Source organism: Azospirillum sp. OGB3, assembly GCF_014192915.1.
Classification (GTDB): Bacteria; Pseudomonadota; Alphaproteobacteria; order Azospirillales; family Azospirillaceae; genus Azospirillum.
Genome location: NZ_JACHYN010000017.1, coordinates 26,597 through 44,384, shown reverse-complemented (window position 1 = coordinate 44,384; position 17,788 = coordinate 26,597). Strand labels below are relative to the sequence as shown.

Here is a 17,788-nt window from a genome sequence, read left to right as displayed (position 1 = left end):
TTCCCCACATGCTCGAATACCGCATTGACCCGGATGGGGAATACGTTTTCCGCGACGACGTGACCCCGGAGCGCCGCGCCTTCATCCTCGCCGCCATGCGCGGCGAGGTCTTGCTGATGCCCGAGGACGTGTGCGCCGCCATCGACCGCGAGCGCGACCGCCGCGTGCACACCCGGTTCCAGTTCGATGGCGTCTGGTATCAGTGCCGGGAGCAGGACGTGGTCAACATCACCGGGGCCGGGGCCACCGCCCTCGCTTCGCTGGTTGCGGGCACGCCGTGGCCCGCCGGGTTCGTGTGGATCGCCGAGGACAACAGCCGGGTGCCGATGACCGCGGCCGAGGTGATCGGTCTCGGCAACGCCTACACGGCGTTCCGCAGCGCCCTGATCTTCAAGGCAAGCGACTTGAAGGCGCTCGTCCGGGCCGGCGGGACGGTCGATCATCTGTCCGACGCGGCATGGGAGCCGTGAGCGTCCGGCGCGACAACAGTCCAAGCCTTGCCGCCGCGAGCGGCCTTTTTTCTGCCCGGCCGGTCGGAAGCGCTTCCTTCCTGACCGCCTGACCCTTTCCCCCTGTCCTGGAGTCCACCATGGCCACCACGCCGATCGGCGCGGCGAACGCCGCCGCGCGCCTGCAATCCATGCCCGAAGACGAACTCCTGGCCCGCGTGCTGTGGGGTGAAGCGCGGGGAGAGGGCGTCGCCGGCATGAGCGCCGTCGCCGCCGTCGTCATGACCCGAGTCGCCAACCCGCGGTGGTGGGGGCGCGACCTGCGTTCCGTCCTCCTTCAGCGGGCGCAATTCTCCTGCCTGATGAACAATGATCCCAACCTCCCGAAGCTTCTGGGGGTGGGCGTGGCCGATCCAGCCTATCGGCTGGCCCTGTCCATCGCGCGCCAGGCGATCGCCGGCACACTGGCGGACGAGACCGGCGGCGCCGACCACTACCTGGTCACCGCCATCCAGGACCGCACGAAGTGGGCCAAGGGACGGGCGCCCACCGCGGAGATCGGTCGGCACAGCTTCTTCCGTCTGGAGGGGCCGGCACCCAAGCCGAAGGGCAAGGCCGTGGCCATCGTCGGCGCCACGGGAGCAGCCACGGTGGGCGGCGCGGCCACCCTGGCCGACCTGTCGGAGCAGCTCGGCGACGTGGCGGTCCTGGGCGCCCAGCTCCGCGGCCTCCTCGCCCTGTTGCCGGGCGGCTCGCTGGGCTTGGCGATCGCTGCCGTGCTGGTGATCGGCGCCGGCGTGCTGGTCTACCGGCGCTGGATGGCCAACCGGGAGTCCGCGTGATGTGGGCGGGTCTCGTCTCCATCGTCTCGGGTTGGTGGGCGCGCCTGGTACCCGTCATGATCGCCACCGGCGCGGTGCTGGCGGCGGTCGCCGCCTGGGGTGCTGCCCAGCGCCAAGCCGGCCGGCGGGACGCCGCGGCCGAGTCGGCTTCCGATGCCCTTCAAAACGCCGAGGCTCGCCATGAGATCGAGGATGCTGTGCGCCGCACTGGCGGTGCTGCTGAGCGGCTGCGCGACGGCTGGTCCCGCGACTGACGGATGCACCGCATGGCGCCCGATCTACATCAGCCGCGCCGACGCGCTGACCGACGGCACGGCGGAGCAGATCCTAGTCCATAACCTCACCGGGGCGCGGCTCTGTAGCTGGATGCAGACGCGGTGAAGCCGTTCATCGGTGAATGGTTTGCCTAAACACACCCCGTCCGGTGCTCATCTGCGGAGGGGGCTGCCGCTGCCATTGTGCATCCGTCAATTCAAGGCGTACCATTTGAACCAGATGCGGGCGAGGAGACCAAGGTCCACCGTTTTCCGGAAAAGCCATTCTGCGTAGGACAGCCCTTGCAGTATCTACCGGGGCAAAAAGAAATTCGTTCTTTGGCCGATCAGCGGCAAAGCCGCAAACCCTGGACATGCGAAATCTTCTCCGGTCTACTTGTGGAGGGTAGTGCCGTTTAGGTATGAGGCGGGATGCAACGTCTGGCTCGGGTTTTCCTCGTGCTTGCCCTCGTTTGCAGACCAGGGTGGGTGTGGTCTGCGGATTGGATTCGCGGGGATTTTTCAGATTGGACCCGCGAAGATAAGGCCTTCTGGCTGAATGTGGGCGTCGGCGCGGTGGCGCTGGGGTGGGGCGCTTGGTCTTGGGACTGGGGAACGTCCGGGCCGCGCTTCCAGGATGAGGGCTGGTTTGGCCGAACGACGCCGGAAGGTGGGGCCGACAAGCTAGGGCACGCGTGGTCGGGCTATGCGATCAGCCACCTGTTCGCCAACCGCTACGAGCACTTCGGCTACAACCGAACCGAGGCGGCGCGCTACGGCGCGTTATCGTCGCTGGGCGTCATGGGGCTGATCGAGGTCGGCGACGCCTTCAGCGACGATTACGGCTTTTCCTATCAGGACATGCTGTTCAACGTGGCGGGGGCGGCGCTGGGCTACGTGCTGTGGGAATATCCGGAGATCAAGCGCAAGGTAGACTTCCGCGCCGAATACAACCCATTCCCGAGCGGCAAGCGCCAGGTGGACGTCACCACCGACTACCAGCGCACCAAGTACCTGCTGGCGGTGAAGGCGGACGGCTTCGACGCGATCGAGAACCCCTGGCTGAAGCATCTGGAGTTCCACGTCGGCTACTATGCCCGCAACTACGCCGAATACCAGCCCGGCTCCGCCGATCAGCGGGAACGGCACCTCTACATCGGCCTCGGGCTAAACCTGACCAAGCTGCTGTCGCCGCATGTCAATACGGGCGGCGTGCTGAACTACGTGCAAGTACCCTACACCTACGTCACCTTGGACCGCAACCTGGACCAACGATGATCGTATATCGGGCAGCGATCCGGGATGGTATTGATAATGACGGCTTATGAGAACCTACGCCGAACATGGTGAGTGGAAACTGTGCCGACTCCCGTGCCTTCGCGAACCGCGTTCGTTCTCGCGTATTGCGCGCGCTGCGTTCCTCAAAACCCGCAGAAACAAAGGCTTTGAGAGGGTTTCTGAGGTGTTGGGCAGCTTCGGGGATGGGTTTGCTAAACCGTTATAGGGGCTCAAACCCCTATCGTGGGTTCGAATCCCATCCCCTCCGCCATTTTCCCTGACAGCTCCCAAGTTCTTGACTTCCTTTAATCTCTGCTGCATCCAACGGCAGTGGCTGTCCACGTTGGCATCACACGTCGGTGATGCATGGCGTCACATGCAGTTGGACGATTGTGAGGTCCGTCGCTAAAGCGGTGCCTGCGGGCCTGTTCCCATTCGTGGAAAGCATCGCCCTCCGCCTACACCTTGATGTCCTTCAGTTCATCGATCTGCTGGTGACCGGCCACACGACGCTCGTCCGCCACGCCCGGATCGTGACGATGCCGAGAATGATCACCAAGCGCCGGCTGCTCTTACTGTTTCGATGCAAAGCGAGAATGTGCTTCTCCAGCCGGGCGATTTCAGCCTCAAGCTGCTGGAGTTGACCGACGATACCTTGCAGTGCCAAACGCGCCAGTTCTGGCAGACGATCATGCGCCTCATGGAGGGTCTCGGTCGCCGTCCTCACGCTCCCAAAGCCTTTGGCGGCGATGATCCCGAACTCTGCGAGAAACGCATGGTCGGCCGTGTGACCGCTTCGCAGATCGCTTCGGCATCGGCGGCGCCGATCTTCCCCCGCTTCACGTACGATGTCACGTAGGCGGGCGGCATCAACATCACCGTATGTCCAAACGCCGCGATCTCCCACGCACAATAATGCGCCGCACCTCAGGCTCCAGTCCGACCAACCAGGAGGCACCATCTGGAAGAACTTCAGACCCTCGCCCCAGCGCAACTGGTCGGCGGGCCACAACCGTTCCATCCGCAGCAATCCCATGAATCTGGAAAATGTTCTTGGCCAAGTCCAGACCGGTCATCGCCAGTTCTCCCATCGGCGGCCATTCTGAAGTGGTTTTTCGACGACGTCAGCGTGCCGCCGTTTCAAGAGGGTGGAAGCGCACTCCACCACATCACCTGAATGCCATGGCCGCCTCATCGGTTTTCGGGCGGTCGGCGCTGCCCGCCCACACCCGGCTAAGGAAATTTGGCTACTCGCATTTCGCGGTTGATCTGACCCTCAGCGAAGCAGCGCCTCGAAGGGCACCCGCGGTTGATCGGTGCCCCGCTCGATGGCCTGGATGAGGTCGGCCAGCTCGTCCAGGTCCGCCCCGTACATCGGCCAGCGTGCCGCCTCTTCCCGGCTGGGCAACATCATGCAGAAGAAGGTGGACGACCGGCCAGAGGGCGCCGGGAACGCTGGGGCTTTGTCGAACTTCGGTCGTGGTGCCCGCTTTGCGCTGTACTTGAGCAGGATCTTCGCCCGCAGTGCCTCGAAACTGAACCCGCGCCCGGCGTGTGAGTCGAGGCGGATGAGGCCATTCATGCATTCGGTGAAGGCGTTGGTGATCGGGTGCCGGAAGTAGGCGAACACCTCCGCTTCCCAGTTGGTGATGGCCGTGATCAGCGGCTGGAAGGCCGGGCGGATGTCCGCCGGCATGTCGCGCACCCAGGCCTCGTACCCGGCCCGCGCGTCGGCCTCGTTTCCCCAGCCCCAGATCGCGGCGAACCCCTCCTTGGCCCGGTAGGCGGCGCCGAGTTGCGGGAACTCGTTGCACCACGCCTCCACGATCAGCGGCTCCATGCCCTTCAGGTCGCAGCCGCGCTTCAGCAAGAGCCTCCGGTCATCCTTCAGGGCGATGCGCCGCTTCTTCGGCAACTCCGCCCTCAGCGACTTCCGGACGCGCTCCAGGCCCTCGTTCGCGTAGCGCTGGACGTGCCAGCGGTCCACGACGACCTGCGCCTTGGGCACCAACTCGCGGACCACGGTCCAGTAGGGCCGCCACATGTCCATGGTGACCAACTCAATCTGGTCGCGGTGCGGCATCCGGGCGATGCGGCGGGCCACCGTGCCCTTGTCCCGCTTGGGCAGGAAGTCGACCAGCGTCCGCTGACCAACGTCGGTGATCACGCCACGGGTTTGGCCCAGCAGATGGATTTCGTCCAAGCCCATCCAGGTGGGGGTGCGGATGTTGAGAGCCTGGATGCGCTCCTCGGTCCAGCCGGACCAGACGTCGCGCACCGTTGCCTCGGCGACCCCCACGTCGTCTGCGATGGCAGTAAAGGGCCGGCGCAGGCCCTGCTCGCCAATCCACTCCACAAGGCGCTTGGTCATCCGCCGGTCGGCGTCCAGCGCGTCCGGCTGGTCGGCGCTGCTCTTGCTGCAATCGGGGCACAGGAAGCGCTGCCGGTCGAACCAGATGCCGACGCGCTTCCCGTGGATGGGCAGGTCGTGGATGCGGACCTCGCGCGTCCCGTTGGGACGCAGGGCGACCGAGCCGCAATGCGGGCAGTGGGTCCGCTCCCGCCGGCGACCGACCTTGATGCTGTACTGGTGCTCGTCCTCGACCACCTGCTCGACGGTGAGACCGGGCAGGTTGAGGAGATCGGTCACGTCTACCTGTTCCGTTCGCAGTTACTCCGGCCACAGATAGGTGAGAACACCAAGGTGGCGTGTACAACCACACCCTGCATCGTGGTGAGGTGTAGGTCAACGCCTGAGTATCCCTCGTCAGTGAGACGCCTTCGCGTCGAGTTTCTTGATGCAGGCCCGGACGCGGCGAGCGAGGCTGTCGCCCGCCCCGTCGGGGAGGATGCCGCGCATAACGATCTGGCCGTCGCGCTTGATCCCCATCTCTCCGTCTTCCGGATCGAGGCAGACGACCGTGTAGCGGTCGGTGATCTGCCAGCCGGCTCCGTAGACGGCGCGGGCGCGCCCAGGTCATGTCGGCATACTGGGCCACGGTCATTCCCTCGATTATGCGCCTGCCGTAATAGGAGCGCGGCGGAGGATATGCCGCGCTTGGTGAGGGCATTGTAGCGCATAAAGCGCAATGCTATGCCATGATTTCGCGCTTGATGAGCGAAAACATAGAGTCTATGCTTTGCATCATGGACGACCATTCCACCATATCCGGCCCCCTCTGCGTCGCCGCACGCGCACTGCTACGTTGGGATCAGGTGACGCTCGCCGAGCGGGCTGGCGTCAGCCGTCGTGCGGTGCAAGACCTGGAGGGTGAGGCGCGGACAGCGCACGGCCGCACCGTCACCGCAGTGGTTGCGGCGTTCGAGGCCGCCGGTATCCGGTTCCTTCATCCGGGGCCAGGCATCCAACTAATCACGTCGGATCAGCGATTGTTGATCAACCATAAGCAGGAGGTAATGATGTATTTCATTCCGTTGCCTTTCCCCGGTACGCGGCTTTCGTATCCGGCAGGAGAGGAAGGCTTCAAGCGGTTTATCGCGGACTTCGCTAAGCACCAGCGAGATCAATTTGAGTTGTATTGCAAAATGCGGCGCGCCCAATTTGATGCGGCAGAAAATATCGAGAGAACTAACTTTGACGCGAGCTTGAATGCTATGCTGGAGAACGCGCGCTCGATGGAAACGATGCAATGGGTTTAAGCCCACTGAGGGGGTGTGAGCCCCCTCTGCCCTGGCCAAGCCCCGCTGGAATTTGGTTCGTTCATGAGCCCGATCCCGACGTCATTTTGGTGGCTCCGGCCAACGCTTCCGCTTCGGTGTCCACGCCCGCTTCCCCTCTCTCCGGGCGGTGAATTCGGCCAGCGATTCGCTCGGCTGGCGGTCGCGCGGCCCGAACGCGCGCCAGAGCGTGGTGCGGGTCACGCCGCTGTGCTCCTCGATCTGTTCAAGGGTGATGGTCAGGTCAAACCACAGCGCGCGGGCGGCCGTCTTCTTCCGGCCGAACAGCGCGGGCTTGCCCCCCCACCTGGTACACGGCGTTGTGCAGCTCGTAGGCCCGGCCCCCACTGTGCATGGTTCCATCGCACCTCGGCGCGGTCGAATGCATCCAGCAGCGCGAAGAGCTGGGGCGTGTCGGCTGGCCCCAGCAACACGCCGCCGTCGATCACCGACAGCCCCACGCCGGCCGCGCCGATCTGCCGGAGCACGGCCTCGGCCCGGCTGGCGGCCAGCACATCGAGGCTGGGAAGCACCGCGGTATCACCTGGGGGAGCGACCTAACGAACTCGGGGAGCCACAGGCGCGGCTTCCTGGCCGCGGTGAAGTCATCGGCATAGAGCTTGTCCGGCGCCAGGCCGGCAGCCAGCAACGCGGCGCGCTGCTCCTCCAGCGATGGCCCGGCCTTGCCAGCGTAGGCGTATCCGATCAGCAAGGCCGGCATTGCAGATTCCCGTCTGTTCTGCACCACTATTTCGCACGGAATTTTGCAATGGGCAGTACGGCCGGGCCACTGGCAGAGTGTCGCGGCCGGCTACCGGTCGCGGAGACGGACGCGCTAACAGTCAGGCTTTGCAGCTATCTCCAACTAACATTGACCACGGGGCTTGCGACGAGAAGTGTATCCCATAGCGCAGGTTCTACTGTTGGGGAGATAAGTTTGCGGCCTCCATCACGCGGCCAATTTTGATTATCACCTCCTGGAGCGTCTTCCCAGGTTACAGTGCGCAGCGGTGGAGCGGTCTCGTTATTTGAAAAGTGGACGGTTACGTTGAGCCGGGTCATATTTCGTTCAGGCCTAAGCCAGCCAAACATTTCCGCATAAACCCGGCCGTTACGATCTAAGATTAAGCGAATTTGTGGACCCTTTCCCTGCTCGGCCTCAGACCGGTGATAAAACGCAACGGGAATGTCCCAGGCTTTATCCCATACGAAAAGCTTTACTCGCTCATCTGACGCAGTTGGCGGGAGGGTCAGGGGGCCAAGTTGACGCGTCATTATGCGCTGTGATGGAAAACTCTTTTCCGCACTACGGTCGGTTGATTCACCTGTTCGCGGTGCGGGTGCCGTGGATGTGCACCCGGATAAGAGAAGAAGCGCGATTGCATATATCTTCCGAGGTATCATTGGGTCCTCTCGTCGCCTATTGGTTATCGCATCATTTTTCATCCTATAGCGCTGGAAGGGTCGATTATGACGATCATATGCGCGGTACTGCCAGCGCGCTAAGTAGTCCAAGAATTAAGACTGTTTTATAAGCTACAAGGTCGTTCGTTATCAATTTCGGACGGCTGGGCCGCCCTTACCCACAGGCGCACAAACGGACAATGGTACCCGATAATTCGTGTAGATTCTGCATCTGTCGCGTGCTGACATCTGCGAACCGGTAGGATTGGTGATGGCCGTCATACCGATCAGCGCCATCCCTGCCCTTAGCGCTTTTGCTTTCTCATCTTGGGAGCACCAAGAGTAGCATATATCTCAAGAAATACCCCCATCTGCCGAGTGGACTTGCGAGCCTTTATTAACATCTCACGCCACACGGATGCCTGCTCCGTATCTATCCTGAACCCATCTTCTTTTTTCTTAATCTCCTCAATTACATCCCTCCAAATTCTCCACCTCATTTTGTTGCTGTTATACGTTTCGGCAAGATCTTCGGGAAAGTTTTCAGCATCGTAGTTGTTAAATAGCAATTCTGGCTTTGGGAATTCACCAATTTCCTTTATCCTTTTCATCGGCACCTGCTTCGTCTGAGCGGGCTTCATAATCTCCAGCACTTCATCTAATATCGCGACCGCATTGTCTAAATAATTGGCAACATCTCGAAGGGATGCCGCTAAATCGGTCGCGGCTTTTATCCGCTCCTCTCTGGCCTTTGCCTGTTCCAACTCCTTCCTCATCCTGCGCCTGCGAATCCACCCCCCGAACGACATGTATAGCCAGCCAAGCATCCAGCGCGGCCCCTTGAGCAACCAGATAAGAGTCCCAAGCACTAGAGATATAATCGTAATGGCACCTGTCGCGATGGTGAAAATGTTGCTCAGACTACCAAGCCAGTCCATGTTTTCTACTCGTGGTTCTGTTTCTTCATGCGCCAAAACCGCGATTGAGAATCAACCAATTGACGGTCGAGGTCAACCGGATGGTATCGGCCAAAGAAAAAGGCCGCCAGTTGCAGCTGGCGGCCTTCAAGGCGGAGCGGAGTTGGAGCGGCGCTAGGCGGCGCGCTGGGCCAGTTCGCGGCGCGCGGCGGCGGCCAGGAAGCCGGACCGCGAGGTTTCGCGGCGCTTGGCTTCGGCGTCGATCGCCGCCAGCAGGGCTTCGTCAATGGTGACGTTGACCCGTGTGGCCCGGCCGGGCAGGTCGGCGCGCACCAGCAGGCGCCCAGCTTCCGGCGGGGCGTCTTCGTCCACCGGCACCGTGTCGATGTCGGACGGCTCGGGGATGCTGTCGCCGTCTTCGATCATGCCGGCGATGTGCAGCGCCAGACCGGTTTCGGCGTTGGCAACCACGTCAGCGGCGTTGGTGCCGGCAGCGGTTAGCCCAGGGAAGTCGGGGAAAGTGGCGTTCAACCCGTCTTCCATGCGCTCCAGAATGATTGGGTAATACCTGGAAGACATGGACCGTGATCCTTCGTTGGTGTGCGTTGCTGTATTGTTTGTTTGGTAGGGCTGAAGCCCCGGTTTTCACCAGAGCTTCAGGCCAGACTGCTTTTCGATGGACTTTAGGTCGCGGATGCCAAGCTCCTTAACCGGTGTCTGGACGGTGACCCGTCCTTTCTTGGTCGGGTGCTTGAACTGTTTGTGCGAGCCGACTTGGTTCACTTCGCGCCATCCATCGGCTTCGAGAAGCACGATCACCTCGCGGCTGCTGTAGACTTTTCCCATTTGCCTCCGCTCCGTTGTTTCTGTGTGTATATACACACACCGAAGTGGGGCGGTTCAAGAGAAAAGTGCGCATGAGTGTGTATAGCGTCAACGGGGCGCCGTTGGCGCAGGTGGGGGAGGGGCACCCCCGTTCGCGAGGTGCCGAAACCGAACGAACGCGCCACGCGCGTTTGTTCGCGTCCTGTTCGCTTTCCAACCGCAAAATGCGATTGTGCTCACTCAGTCCCTGGCCGGGCTCCAACCGCGAAATGCGAATAGCCGGAAATTTGCCCATCGGATGCTGTTCTACAGCCGCCCAGCATCCTGGCCGCCGATCCTGGCGCGCGGTTGCAGCGGACCATTTTATGGTTCCATGGAGTGCGGTTTATGGGTGCTCTCGCAACACTTTATGGTTCCATCCAGACGTCCTTCACCGCTCCGATCAGAAACTCCTTGTTTCCCTCGGGACCGGTGATTGGGCTTTCGGTGATGTCCAGCACGCGCCACCCCGGCAGGGTGCCGAGCCAGCCGCGGATGCGGTCGCAAACCTCCTGGTGCAGTTCCGGCTCACGAACCACCCCACCCTTGCCGACGCGGCCCTTGCCGACCTCGAATTGCGGCTTGATGAGCGCGACGAGGCGGGCACCCGGCACGGCTAGGGACAAGGCGGCGGGAAGCACCACCTCTAGCCCGATGAAGCTGGCATCGCACACCACGATGCCCACAGGGTCGGGAATCTGGGCGTTGGTCAGGTGGCGGGCGTTGGTCTTCTCCAAAACCACCACGCGCGGGTCGTTGCGCAGCTTCCAGGCCAGTTGCCCATGCCCGACATCAACCGCGTAGACCTTGGCGGCACCGCGGGTCAGCAACACGTCGGTGAAACCGCCGGTCGAGGCGCCAACGTCGATGGCGGTCAGGCCGTTGGGGTCGATGCCGAAGACGTCCAACCCCTTGACCAGCTTCAGCCCGCCACGCGATACCCAGGGGTGGTCCTGACCCTTCACCGACAACGGGGCGTCCTCGGCAATCACATCGCCAGCCTTGTCGATGCGCTTGGTGTCGGAATAGACCAGTCCGGCCAGGATCAGCGCCTGCGCCTTGGCCCGGCTTTCGGCCAACCCGCGCTCCACCAGCGCCACATCCGCACGCACCCGCGCCATCTCAGAACTCCCTCGTCGACGAGGGTGGATGCATGGCGCAGGACGCGGCGTTCGGCAAGAGGCGATGAGCCGTTGACGGCGACGGGCGGTCAGAAAGGCAGATCGAGAACGAAGCGCGTGCCGGGAGCGTTCGGTTCCGCACGCAGCTTCCCTTTCATCTGCCCGGCGAAGGCCCGCGCCACCTTCATGCCCAGCGAGTCGGCACGCGCAACCTCAAAGCCCGGAGGCAGGCCGCGGCCGTGGTCGGCGACGGTCAGGCGGCGGCCACCCTCGTCGCGCTGCACCAGGCTGACCTCGATATCCCCCGGGCTGCCCGCCGCATAGGCGTATTTGGAGGCGTTGCCGACCAGCTCGTTGACGATGAGGGCGAGCGGGATCACCGAATCCACAGGCAGCATTGCCTGATCCACCGTCACGGCGATGCGCCGTTCCGGCCCACCCACCGCGAAGTGGCTTTCCATCTCCCGGCAGGCGTCGTTCAGATAGGCACCGAAATCAACGAGGCTGCCGCGGGCGGCGGCATGCACGCGCTGGTGCGCCTGGGTCACTGTTCCGATGCGGCTGCACGCCTCCTGGAAGGCGCGGCGCATGTCCGGGTCTTTGGCCGACAGGGTCTGAAGGGTCAGCAGGCTGGATACCAGCTGGAGCGTGTTCTTGACCCGGTGGCTGACTTCCCGGGCGTGGTGGTGGGCGGTCTCGGTGGATTCGGATTCGGCGGGGCGCAGGGTGACCAGCAGAGACGGCCCGCCGTCCAGAGCGGCCACATGCAGATCCCAGAACACCTCTTCCGGCCCGGTGATCCGGAAGCGAGCGGCCTCGCCGGGTTTCAGTGCCTCGGCGATGCGCTCGGCGGAGGCCTCCGGGAAACGGTCCGCCACAGGATGTCCCGGTTCCAAGCCAAGGGCACGCATGGTCGCGTTGGCGTAAAGACAACGAAAGGACGCACCGTCGACCACGGCGGTCGGCGTCGGTGACGACTCAACGATGGACCGGAACATCCCCGGACCATCCTGAGCCGAAGCGCCGTTCTCGTCGGATGCGCGCCCCGCACCCGCTGCAAACACCTGAGGCATGTTCGACAACACCCAGTCCCGCCGGATACGTTAATTATCTATTGTTTTCGAATTGTAAGACAGCGGTCCCAACCGCACCAGAGAAAGCGCCCCGCCCGACCTTAGGCTAATGGCATTAGCCCCTTCGTCCAGGGTCGCCATTCGGGGTCAGGCCCGCACCGCCGCCGCTTCGATCCCCAAAGCCTGCAGCGCCGTGGCGACGATGTGGTGGGCGGCGAGACCAGCCTCCTCATACTGCTTGGCGGGGCTGTCATGGTCGAGGAAACGGTCCGGGAGGACCATGGGGCGGATCTTCAACCCACCGTCCAGCAGGCCTGTGATCGCGAGGTGCTGCAGCACGAAGCTGCCGAAGCCGCCGACCGAGCCCTCCTCGATGGTGATCAGCACCTCGTGCTCCAACGCGAGACGGCGCACCAGCTCCTCATCCAGCGGCTTGGCGAAGCGGGCATCGGCCACCGTCGTCGAGAGCCCGCGCGCGCCCAGCTCCGCTGCCGCCTTGCGCGCCTCGGCCAGACGCGTCCCGTAGCTGAGGATCGCGACCTTGGTCCCCTCCTGGAGGATCCGGCCCTTGCCGATGGGCAGCACCTCGCCGCGCTCCGGCAGCTCCAGCCCCACCCCCTCGCCGCGCGGGTAACGCAGCGCCGAAGCGCGGTCGTCGATGGCGGCGCTGGTCGCCACCATGTGCATCAGCTCCAGCTCGTCCGCCGCCGCCATCAGCACGATGTCGGGCAGACAGCCGAGATAGGCGACGTCGAAGGCCCCGGCGTGGGTCGCCCCGTCCGCCCCGACCAGACCGGCGCGGTCGAGCGCGAAGCGCACCGGCAGGCGCTGCAGCACCACGTCATGCACCACCTGGTCGTAGGCGCGCTGCAGGAAGGTCGAGTAGATCGCGCAGAAGGGCTTGAAGCCCTCGGTCGCCAACCCCGCGGCGAAGGTCACGGCATGCTGCTCGGCGATGCCCACGTCGAAGCAACGGTCGGGGAAGCGCTGGCCGAACAGGTCAAGCCCGGTGCCCGACGGCATGGCCGCGGTGATGCCGAGGACGGTGGGATCGCGCTCGGCCTCGGCGATCAGGGCATTGGCGAAGATGCGGGTGTAGGTCGGGGCGTTGGACTTGGGCTTGGACTGGGCGCCGGTGACGACGTCGAACTTGGCCACCGCGTGCAGCTTGTCGGCCGACGCCTCGGCGGGGCCGTAGCCCTTGCCCTTCTTGGTGACGACGTGGATCAGGACCGGCTTGTCGTCGTCGGCGTCGCGCACGTTCTGCAGGACCGGCAGCAGATGGTCCAGATTGTGCCCGTCGATCGGGCCGATGTAGTAGAAGCCCATCTCCTCGAACAGCGTGCCGCCGGTGACCATGCCGCGGGCGTATTCCTCCGCCCGCCGCGCCGCCGTGCGCAGGGGACGCGGCAGCTGCTCCGCGATGTCCTTGGCCAGATGGCGCAGGCTGAGGTAGGGCTTCGACGAGATCAGCCGCGACAGGTACGCGCTCATCGCGCCGACCGGCGGGGCGATGGACATGTCGTTGTCGTTCAGGATGACGATCAGCTTGCTGTTCGCCGACCCGGCGTTGTTCATCGCCTCATAGGCCATGCCGGCGCTCATCGCGCCGTCGCCGATCACGGCCACCACATGGTTGTCGCGGCCCAGCTGGTCGCGCGCCACCGCCATGCCCAGCCCCGCCGAGATGGAGGTGGAGCTGTGGCCGGCGCCGAACGGGTCGTATTCGCTCTCCGACCGGTTGGTGAAGCCCGACAGCCCGCCGCCGGTGCGCAGTGTGCGGATTCGGTCGCGGCGCCCGGTCAGGATCTTGTGCGGGTAGCACTGATGCCCGACGTCCCAGATCAGCCGGTCGGCCGGGGTCTGGAACACGTAATGCAGGGCGACGGTCAGCTCGACCACCCCCAGCCCGGCGCCCAGATGACCGCCGGTCACCGACACCGCGCTGATGGTTTCCGTGCGCAACTCGTCGGCCACCTGCCGAAGCTGTTCGGGCTTGAGCGCCCGCAGGTCGGCGGGGGTGCGGACGAGGTCGAGAAGCGGCGTCTTGTCGTTGGGGGTCACGTTGGAAACGTCCTCCGTTCAGGTCCGCCGCGCGACGACGAAGTCGGCGACCGCTTTGAGGATATCGGCACGCCCGTCGAAGATCTCCAGATGCGCCTTGGCCTGGACGGCCAGCATGGCGGCCTGCGAGCGGGCACGGTCCTGCCCGAGGATGGACACGAAGGTCGCCTTTCCAGCCTCCGCGTCGCGCCCGACCGATTTGCCGGTCTCGGCCTCCGTGCCTTCCACGTCCAGCAGGTCGTCGACGATCTGGAAGGCCAGCCCGAGGTCATGGGCGTAGGCGCGCAGCGCGAGGCGCTGCGGCGGCGGGGCCTTGCCCAGGATGCCGCCGGCCTCGCAGGAGAAGGCGATCATGTCGCCGGTCTTCATGCGCTGGAGCCGGGTCGTCGTGCCGAGGTCGAAAGTCTCGTGCTCGGCGATCAGGTCGAGCATCTGGCCGCCGACCATGCCATGCGGCCCGGCCGCCTTGGCCAGCGCCGCCACAAGCTGGCAGCGCACGTTCGGGTCTTCGTGGGTCGCCGGGTCGGCCAGCACCTCGAAGGCGTAGGTCAGCAGCCCGTCGCCGGCCAGGATCGCGGTCGCCTCGTCGAACTTGCGGTGCACGGTCGGCTGGCCGCGGCGCAGGTCGCCGTCGTCCATCGCCGGCAGGTCGTCGTGAACCAGCGAGTAGCTGTGCACGAACTCCACGGCCACGGCGACGCGCAGCGCGCACTCCGGATTGACGCCGAACAGCGCTGCGGACTGGCACACCAGGAAGGGGCGCAGCCGCTTGCCGCCGTTCAGGCAGCCGTAGCGCATCGCCTCCAGCACACGCGATTCGGGGAGGTCGGTGGTCGGCAGGAGATGCAGGATCGCACGCTCCACATCCGCCGCCATGTCGGCCATGGCTGTCTTGAGGTCGGTCTGCACGTCAGTCGATCCGGGCGGGTTCGGTGCCGAGGGTGCCGTCGGCGGCAACGGTGATGCGGTCGATCTTGGCCTGGGCCTCGCGCAGCTTGGCCTCGCAATGCCGCTTCAGCGCGGTGCCGCGCTCGTAGGAGGAGATTGCGTCGTCGAGCTTGCCGCGCCCGTCTTCGAGCTGGCGCACGATGCGCTCAAGCTCGGCCAGCGCGTCCTCGAAGCTGAGGGCGGCGATGTCGGGGGGAATATGAGCGAGGTCAGCCATGATCCATCCGGCCAATGATCCATACGATGGGGTGCCCGCGATGGGACCGAAAACCGAAATTATGGCTCAGCCCCCAAATGCGCAAGGCCCGCGGCGGGCGTATCACACTCCCACCACGGGCCTAGCCGGAAGAATCGGCCGGAAGAATCGGAAAGCTCAGCAATACATCAATTCGCGCACATGGGCCGCGGTGGCCGACGCCAGGGCGCGCAGGTTGTAGCCGCCCTCCAGCACCGACACGATGCGGGCGCCGCAATGAGTGCGGGCCAGATCGCCCAGCTTGCGCGTCGCCCAGGCGAAATCGTCGTCGGTCAGATGAAGGCCGGCCAGCGGATCGCGCGAATGGGCATCAAACCCGGCGGAGATGATCAGAAGGTCGGGTTTGAAGTGGTCGATGGCCGGCAGGATGATGTGGGTCATCGCGTGCCGGAACTCCGGCGAGCCGGACATGGCGGCGAGCGGCGCGTTGACGCAGTTGCCGTAATCGCCCTTCTCCCCCGCGTCGCCCGTGCCGGGATAGAGCGGCGATTGGTGGGTCGAGCAATAGAGCAGGTCCGGGTCGCGCTGGAAGATGTCCTGTGTGCCGTTGCCGTGGTGGACATCGAAATCCATCACCGCCACCCGCTGCAGCCCGTGCGCCGCCCGCGCGTGGTAGGCGCCGACCGCGGCGTTGTTGAACAGGCAGAAGCCCATGGCCTTTTCGTGTTCGGCGTGATGTCCCGGCGGGCGCACGGCGCAGAAGGCGTTGCGCGAATGGCCCGACGCCACCGCGTCGACCGCGGCGACCACGGCCCCGGCGGCGCGCAGCGCGGCCTCGCCCGAACCGGGGGACATCACCGTGTCGGCGTCGATGCCGGCATGCTCCTGCTCCGGCACCAGGGCCAGGATGCGTTCGACATGCTCCCGCGGGTGCGCGCGGGAAAGCTGATCCATGGTGGCGAGCGGCGCCTCCTGCCGTTCGAGCATGTAGAATTCTTCAGTCTCGAGGGCCGCCAGCACCGCACGAAGCCGATCGGCGCATTCCGGATGGCCCAGCCCTGTGTCGTGGTCCAGGCAGGCGGCGTGGGTGAACAGGGTGGTGAACATGCTTTTCTGTCTTTTTCGTTCGTGTTCGAGGCATTTCCCTGCGTCCATTCTTCCTGGATCGCTAATGAAAGTACAGGATGATTGCGGGGCTTATCGTCACATCCCCCAACCGCCACCCCCACCCCTTTTGCGCGGCGGACGTGCAAGCCGTGTCCTCGTTGCGGCTGCGTCAGGCGCGGCGTTCGATCACGAAGCGGTAGACGCCACCCTCCTCCACGCTGGAGGCCAGCCGGTTGCCGGTGGCGTCGCAGAAGGCGGCGAAATCCTTGGGCGCGCTGGGGTCGGTCGCCTCGACGGTCAGCGTCGATCCGGGCGGCACCGTCTTCAGCGCCTTGCGCGCGCGCAGCACCGGCAACGGGCATTGCAGCCCCTTGGCGTCGAGCGTCTGGTCGGCCATCGTTCCTTGCACTCCTTCGGGCACCGCCGCAACGATTCGAGGCGGCGAGTCTAGAACGGCGGCGCGCGCGCCTCAACCCGTTGAACGATGCCTTCGCGGGACGGGGAACATTCTTTCGACTACGGGACATCCACGGGTAGACAGCGCGGTACACTCTTCCATATGATTGAACACGAACGATAAACGGCGGTGCTGCGGCGCAAGGTTGGGCGCAACGGTTCGCTGTTGCTTGGCGCCGACAGAAACGGTCGTTTCATGAACATTGCCGATCTGCAGAGCAACGCAAGGCGGGCCAGCACACTGCTCAAGGCTATGAGCAACGAGCGCCGCCTGCTCATCCTGTGCTACCTGACCGAAGGCGAGAAATCGGTCGGTGAGCTGGAGGAGTTGGTCGACCTCAGCCAATCGGCGCTGTCCCAGCATCTGGCCCGCCTGCGCCGCGACAAGCTGGTGCGGACGCGCCGCGCCGCCCAGAACATTTATTACTCACTGAACGGGCACGAGGCGCAGACCATCATGGCGACGCTTCACGAGCTGTTCTGCGCGCCCGCCGCCCGCAAGAAGGACGAGGGATCCCCGGCCTCCGCCGAGGAACCGAGCGGCGCCCCCGTCTGAGCGCCGCTCCTCCTGGCCTCACCCTTTTGCGAAGAAGCGCCGCCCGAACAGAAGGACGGCCAGAGCCAGCACCAGCCAGCCCAGGATGAAGGCGCTGCCGCCGGTCGGGGCCGTCATGGCGAAGGGCAGCGGGCCGCTGGTGGCGGTCGCGTAGAGCGTTCCGCTGAAGAGCAGAATTCCGGCCACGAACAACCATCCTGAGAGTCGCAGCGCCAGGCGCGCCGGACCGTCGGCTGTGCGCAGCAGCGCAACCAGGGCGACCAGGGCCAGCGCGTGCCACATCTGGTACTGCCCGGCCAGCCGGAACAGCTCCTGCCCGCGCGGGTCAGCGGCAAGTCCGTGGCTGGCATAGGCCCCCGCCCCCACCGCGACGGCGCCGTTCAAAGCCGCGAAGGCCACCCAGAGCCGATCAACCAATCCCATCGTTCCTCTCCACCATGACGGTCCCGCATCCCTCCCATTGCGGGCAGCGGGAAAAGTTCGATCTCGTAACCAACTGGCCCACCCTTTGCTTAGCATCGGCGGGCCAGCCATCTTACCCCTTCGGGAAACCGGGAGTCTGTGGCGGTCAGGCGCAAATT

At 64.6% G+C, this 17,788-nt stretch carries 19 protein-coding genes and 1 pseudogene; 6 read left to right on the top strand and 14 right to left on the bottom strand.

Annotated elements, in window-relative coordinates:
- Nucleotides 1–8 precede the first annotated feature (8 nt).
- The 4 genes from FHW79_RS25900 to FHW79_RS25885 all read left to right on the top strand — a co-directional run bounded on the left by FHW79_RS25900 (nt 9) and on the right by FHW79_RS25885 (nt 2,823).
- Nucleotides 9–470: a DUF4376 domain-containing protein gene (locus FHW79_RS25900; RefSeq protein ID WP_183181565.1), complete on the top strand. Its 462-nt coding sequence runs from the start codon at nt 9–11 to the stop codon at nt 468–470.
- A gap of 119 nt (nt 471–589) precedes the next feature.
- Nucleotides 590–1,291: a cell wall hydrolase gene (locus FHW79_RS25895; RefSeq protein ID WP_183181564.1), complete on the top strand. Its 702-nt coding sequence runs from the start codon at nt 590–592 to the stop codon at nt 1,289–1,291.
- A 56-nt stretch (nt 1,292–1,347) separates the two neighbouring features.
- On the top strand, nt 1,348–1,545 hold the full coding sequence (locus tag FHW79_RS25890) for a hypothetical protein (RefSeq protein ID WP_183181563.1): 198 nt from the start codon (nt 1,348–1,350) through the stop codon (nt 1,543–1,545).
- 489 nt (nt 1,546–2,034) lie between these two features.
- On the top strand, nt 2,035–2,823 hold the full coding sequence (locus FHW79_RS25885; RefSeq protein ID WP_183181562.1) for a DUF2279 domain-containing protein: 789 nt from the start codon (nt 2,035–2,037) through the stop codon (nt 2,821–2,823).
- Between the two features lie 538 nt (nt 2,824–3,361).
- Here FHW79_RS25885 and FHW79_RS25880 read toward each other — a convergent pair.
- The 3 genes and pseudogenes from FHW79_RS25880 to FHW79_RS33365 all read right to left on the bottom strand — a co-directional run.
- Nucleotides 3,362–3,899 (bottom strand): annotated as a pseudogene (locus FHW79_RS25880) (IS110 family transposase); the annotation flags it as partial.
- A 200-nt stretch (nt 3,900–4,099) separates the two neighbouring features.
- Nucleotides 4,100–5,473 (bottom strand): ISL3 family transposase, encoded by a 1,374-nt coding sequence (locus tag FHW79_RS25875; protein WP_183181560.1) that lies wholly within the window; start codon nt 5,471–5,473, stop codon nt 4,100–4,102.
- Nucleotides 5,474–5,590: 117 nt separating this feature from the next.
- Nucleotides 5,591–5,713 carry a hypothetical protein gene (locus tag FHW79_RS33365; RefSeq protein WP_282184027.1) on the bottom strand — a complete coding sequence of 41 codons (123 nt, stop codon included), beginning with the start codon at nt 5,711–5,713 and terminating at the stop codon, nt 5,591–5,593.
- Between the two features lie 257 nt (nt 5,714–5,970).
- Here FHW79_RS33365 and FHW79_RS25870 point away from each other — a divergent pair, with 257 nt between their 5' ends.
- The gene (locus FHW79_RS25870; RefSeq protein WP_183181559.1) at nt 5,971–6,483 is read left to right on the top strand and encodes a hypothetical protein; all 513 of its coding nucleotides are present in this window, start codon (nt 5,971–5,973) and stop codon (nt 6,481–6,483) included.
- 1,727 nt (nt 6,484–8,210) lie between these two features.
- On the opposite strand, the gene FHW79_RS25865 is transcribed toward FHW79_RS25870, so the two are convergent.
- The 10 genes from FHW79_RS25865 to FHW79_RS25820 form a co-directional block, all read right to left on the bottom strand.
- The gene (locus tag FHW79_RS25865; protein ID WP_183181558.1) at nt 8,211–8,843 is read right to left on the bottom strand and encodes a hypothetical protein; all 633 of its coding nucleotides are present in this window, start codon (nt 8,841–8,843) and stop codon (nt 8,211–8,213) included.
- A 153-nt stretch (nt 8,844–8,996) separates the two neighbouring features.
- A complete protein-coding gene (locus tag FHW79_RS25860) occupies nt 8,997–9,401 on the bottom strand; it encodes a type II toxin-antitoxin system HicB family antitoxin (protein ID WP_183181557.1) in 405 nt (134 codons plus the stop codon).
- Nucleotides 9,402–9,467: 66 nt separating this feature from the next.
- Nucleotides 9,468–9,668 (bottom strand): type II toxin-antitoxin system HicA family toxin, encoded by a 201-nt coding sequence (locus FHW79_RS25855; RefSeq protein WP_183181556.1) that lies wholly within the window; start codon nt 9,666–9,668, stop codon nt 9,468–9,470.
- A gap of 386 nt (nt 9,669–10,054) precedes the next feature.
- Nucleotides 10,055–10,807, bottom strand: coding sequence for a TlyA family RNA methyltransferase (locus tag FHW79_RS25850; RefSeq protein WP_183181555.1), 753 nt, complete (start codon nt 10,805–10,807; stop codon nt 10,055–10,057).
- Between the two features lie 89 nt (nt 10,808–10,896).
- On the bottom strand, nt 10,897–11,685 hold the full coding sequence (locus FHW79_RS25845; protein WP_348984276.1) for a sensor histidine kinase: 789 nt from the start codon (nt 11,683–11,685) through the stop codon (nt 10,897–10,899).
- A gap of 342 nt (nt 11,686–12,027) precedes the next feature.
- Nucleotides 12,028–13,944 carry a 1-deoxy-D-xylulose-5-phosphate synthase gene (gene dxs, locus FHW79_RS25840; protein WP_183181553.1) on the bottom strand — a complete coding sequence of 639 codons (1,917 nt, stop codon included), beginning with the start codon at nt 13,942–13,944 and terminating at the stop codon, nt 12,028–12,030.
- Between the two features lie 18 nt (nt 13,945–13,962).
- Nucleotides 13,963–14,829: a polyprenyl synthetase family protein gene (locus tag FHW79_RS25835; RefSeq protein WP_183181628.1), complete on the bottom strand. Its 867-nt coding sequence runs from the start codon at nt 14,827–14,829 to the stop codon at nt 13,963–13,965.
- 25 nt (nt 14,830–14,854) lie between these two features.
- The gene (locus tag FHW79_RS25830) at nt 14,855–15,109 is read right to left on the bottom strand and encodes an exodeoxyribonuclease VII small subunit (RefSeq protein WP_149167076.1); all 255 of its coding nucleotides are present in this window, start codon (nt 15,107–15,109) and stop codon (nt 14,855–14,857) included.
- A 156-nt stretch (nt 15,110–15,265) separates the two neighbouring features.
- Nucleotides 15,266–16,195, bottom strand: a complete 930-nt coding sequence (locus tag FHW79_RS25825) for a histone deacetylase family protein (RefSeq protein WP_183181552.1) — start codon at nt 16,193–16,195, stop codon at nt 15,266–15,268.
- A 169-nt stretch (nt 16,196–16,364) separates the two neighbouring features.
- Nucleotides 16,365–16,592, bottom strand: coding sequence for a sulfurtransferase TusA family protein (locus FHW79_RS25820; protein ID WP_183181551.1), 228 nt, complete (start codon nt 16,590–16,592; stop codon nt 16,365–16,367).
- A 255-nt stretch (nt 16,593–16,847) separates the two neighbouring features.
- On the opposite strand from FHW79_RS25820, the gene FHW79_RS25815 reads away from it, so the two are divergent.
- Complete coding sequence (locus tag FHW79_RS25815) at nt 16,848–17,207, top strand: metalloregulator ArsR/SmtB family transcription factor (RefSeq protein WP_183181550.1); 360 nt, start codon at nt 16,848–16,850, stop codon at nt 17,205–17,207.
- 18 nt (nt 17,208–17,225) lie between these two features.
- On the opposite strand, the gene FHW79_RS25810 is transcribed toward FHW79_RS25815, so the two are convergent.
- Nucleotides 17,226–17,630 (bottom strand): DUF423 domain-containing protein, encoded by a 405-nt coding sequence (locus FHW79_RS25810; protein ID WP_183181549.1) that lies wholly within the window; start codon nt 17,628–17,630, stop codon nt 17,226–17,228.
- Nucleotides 17,631–17,788 lie beyond the last annotated feature (158 nt).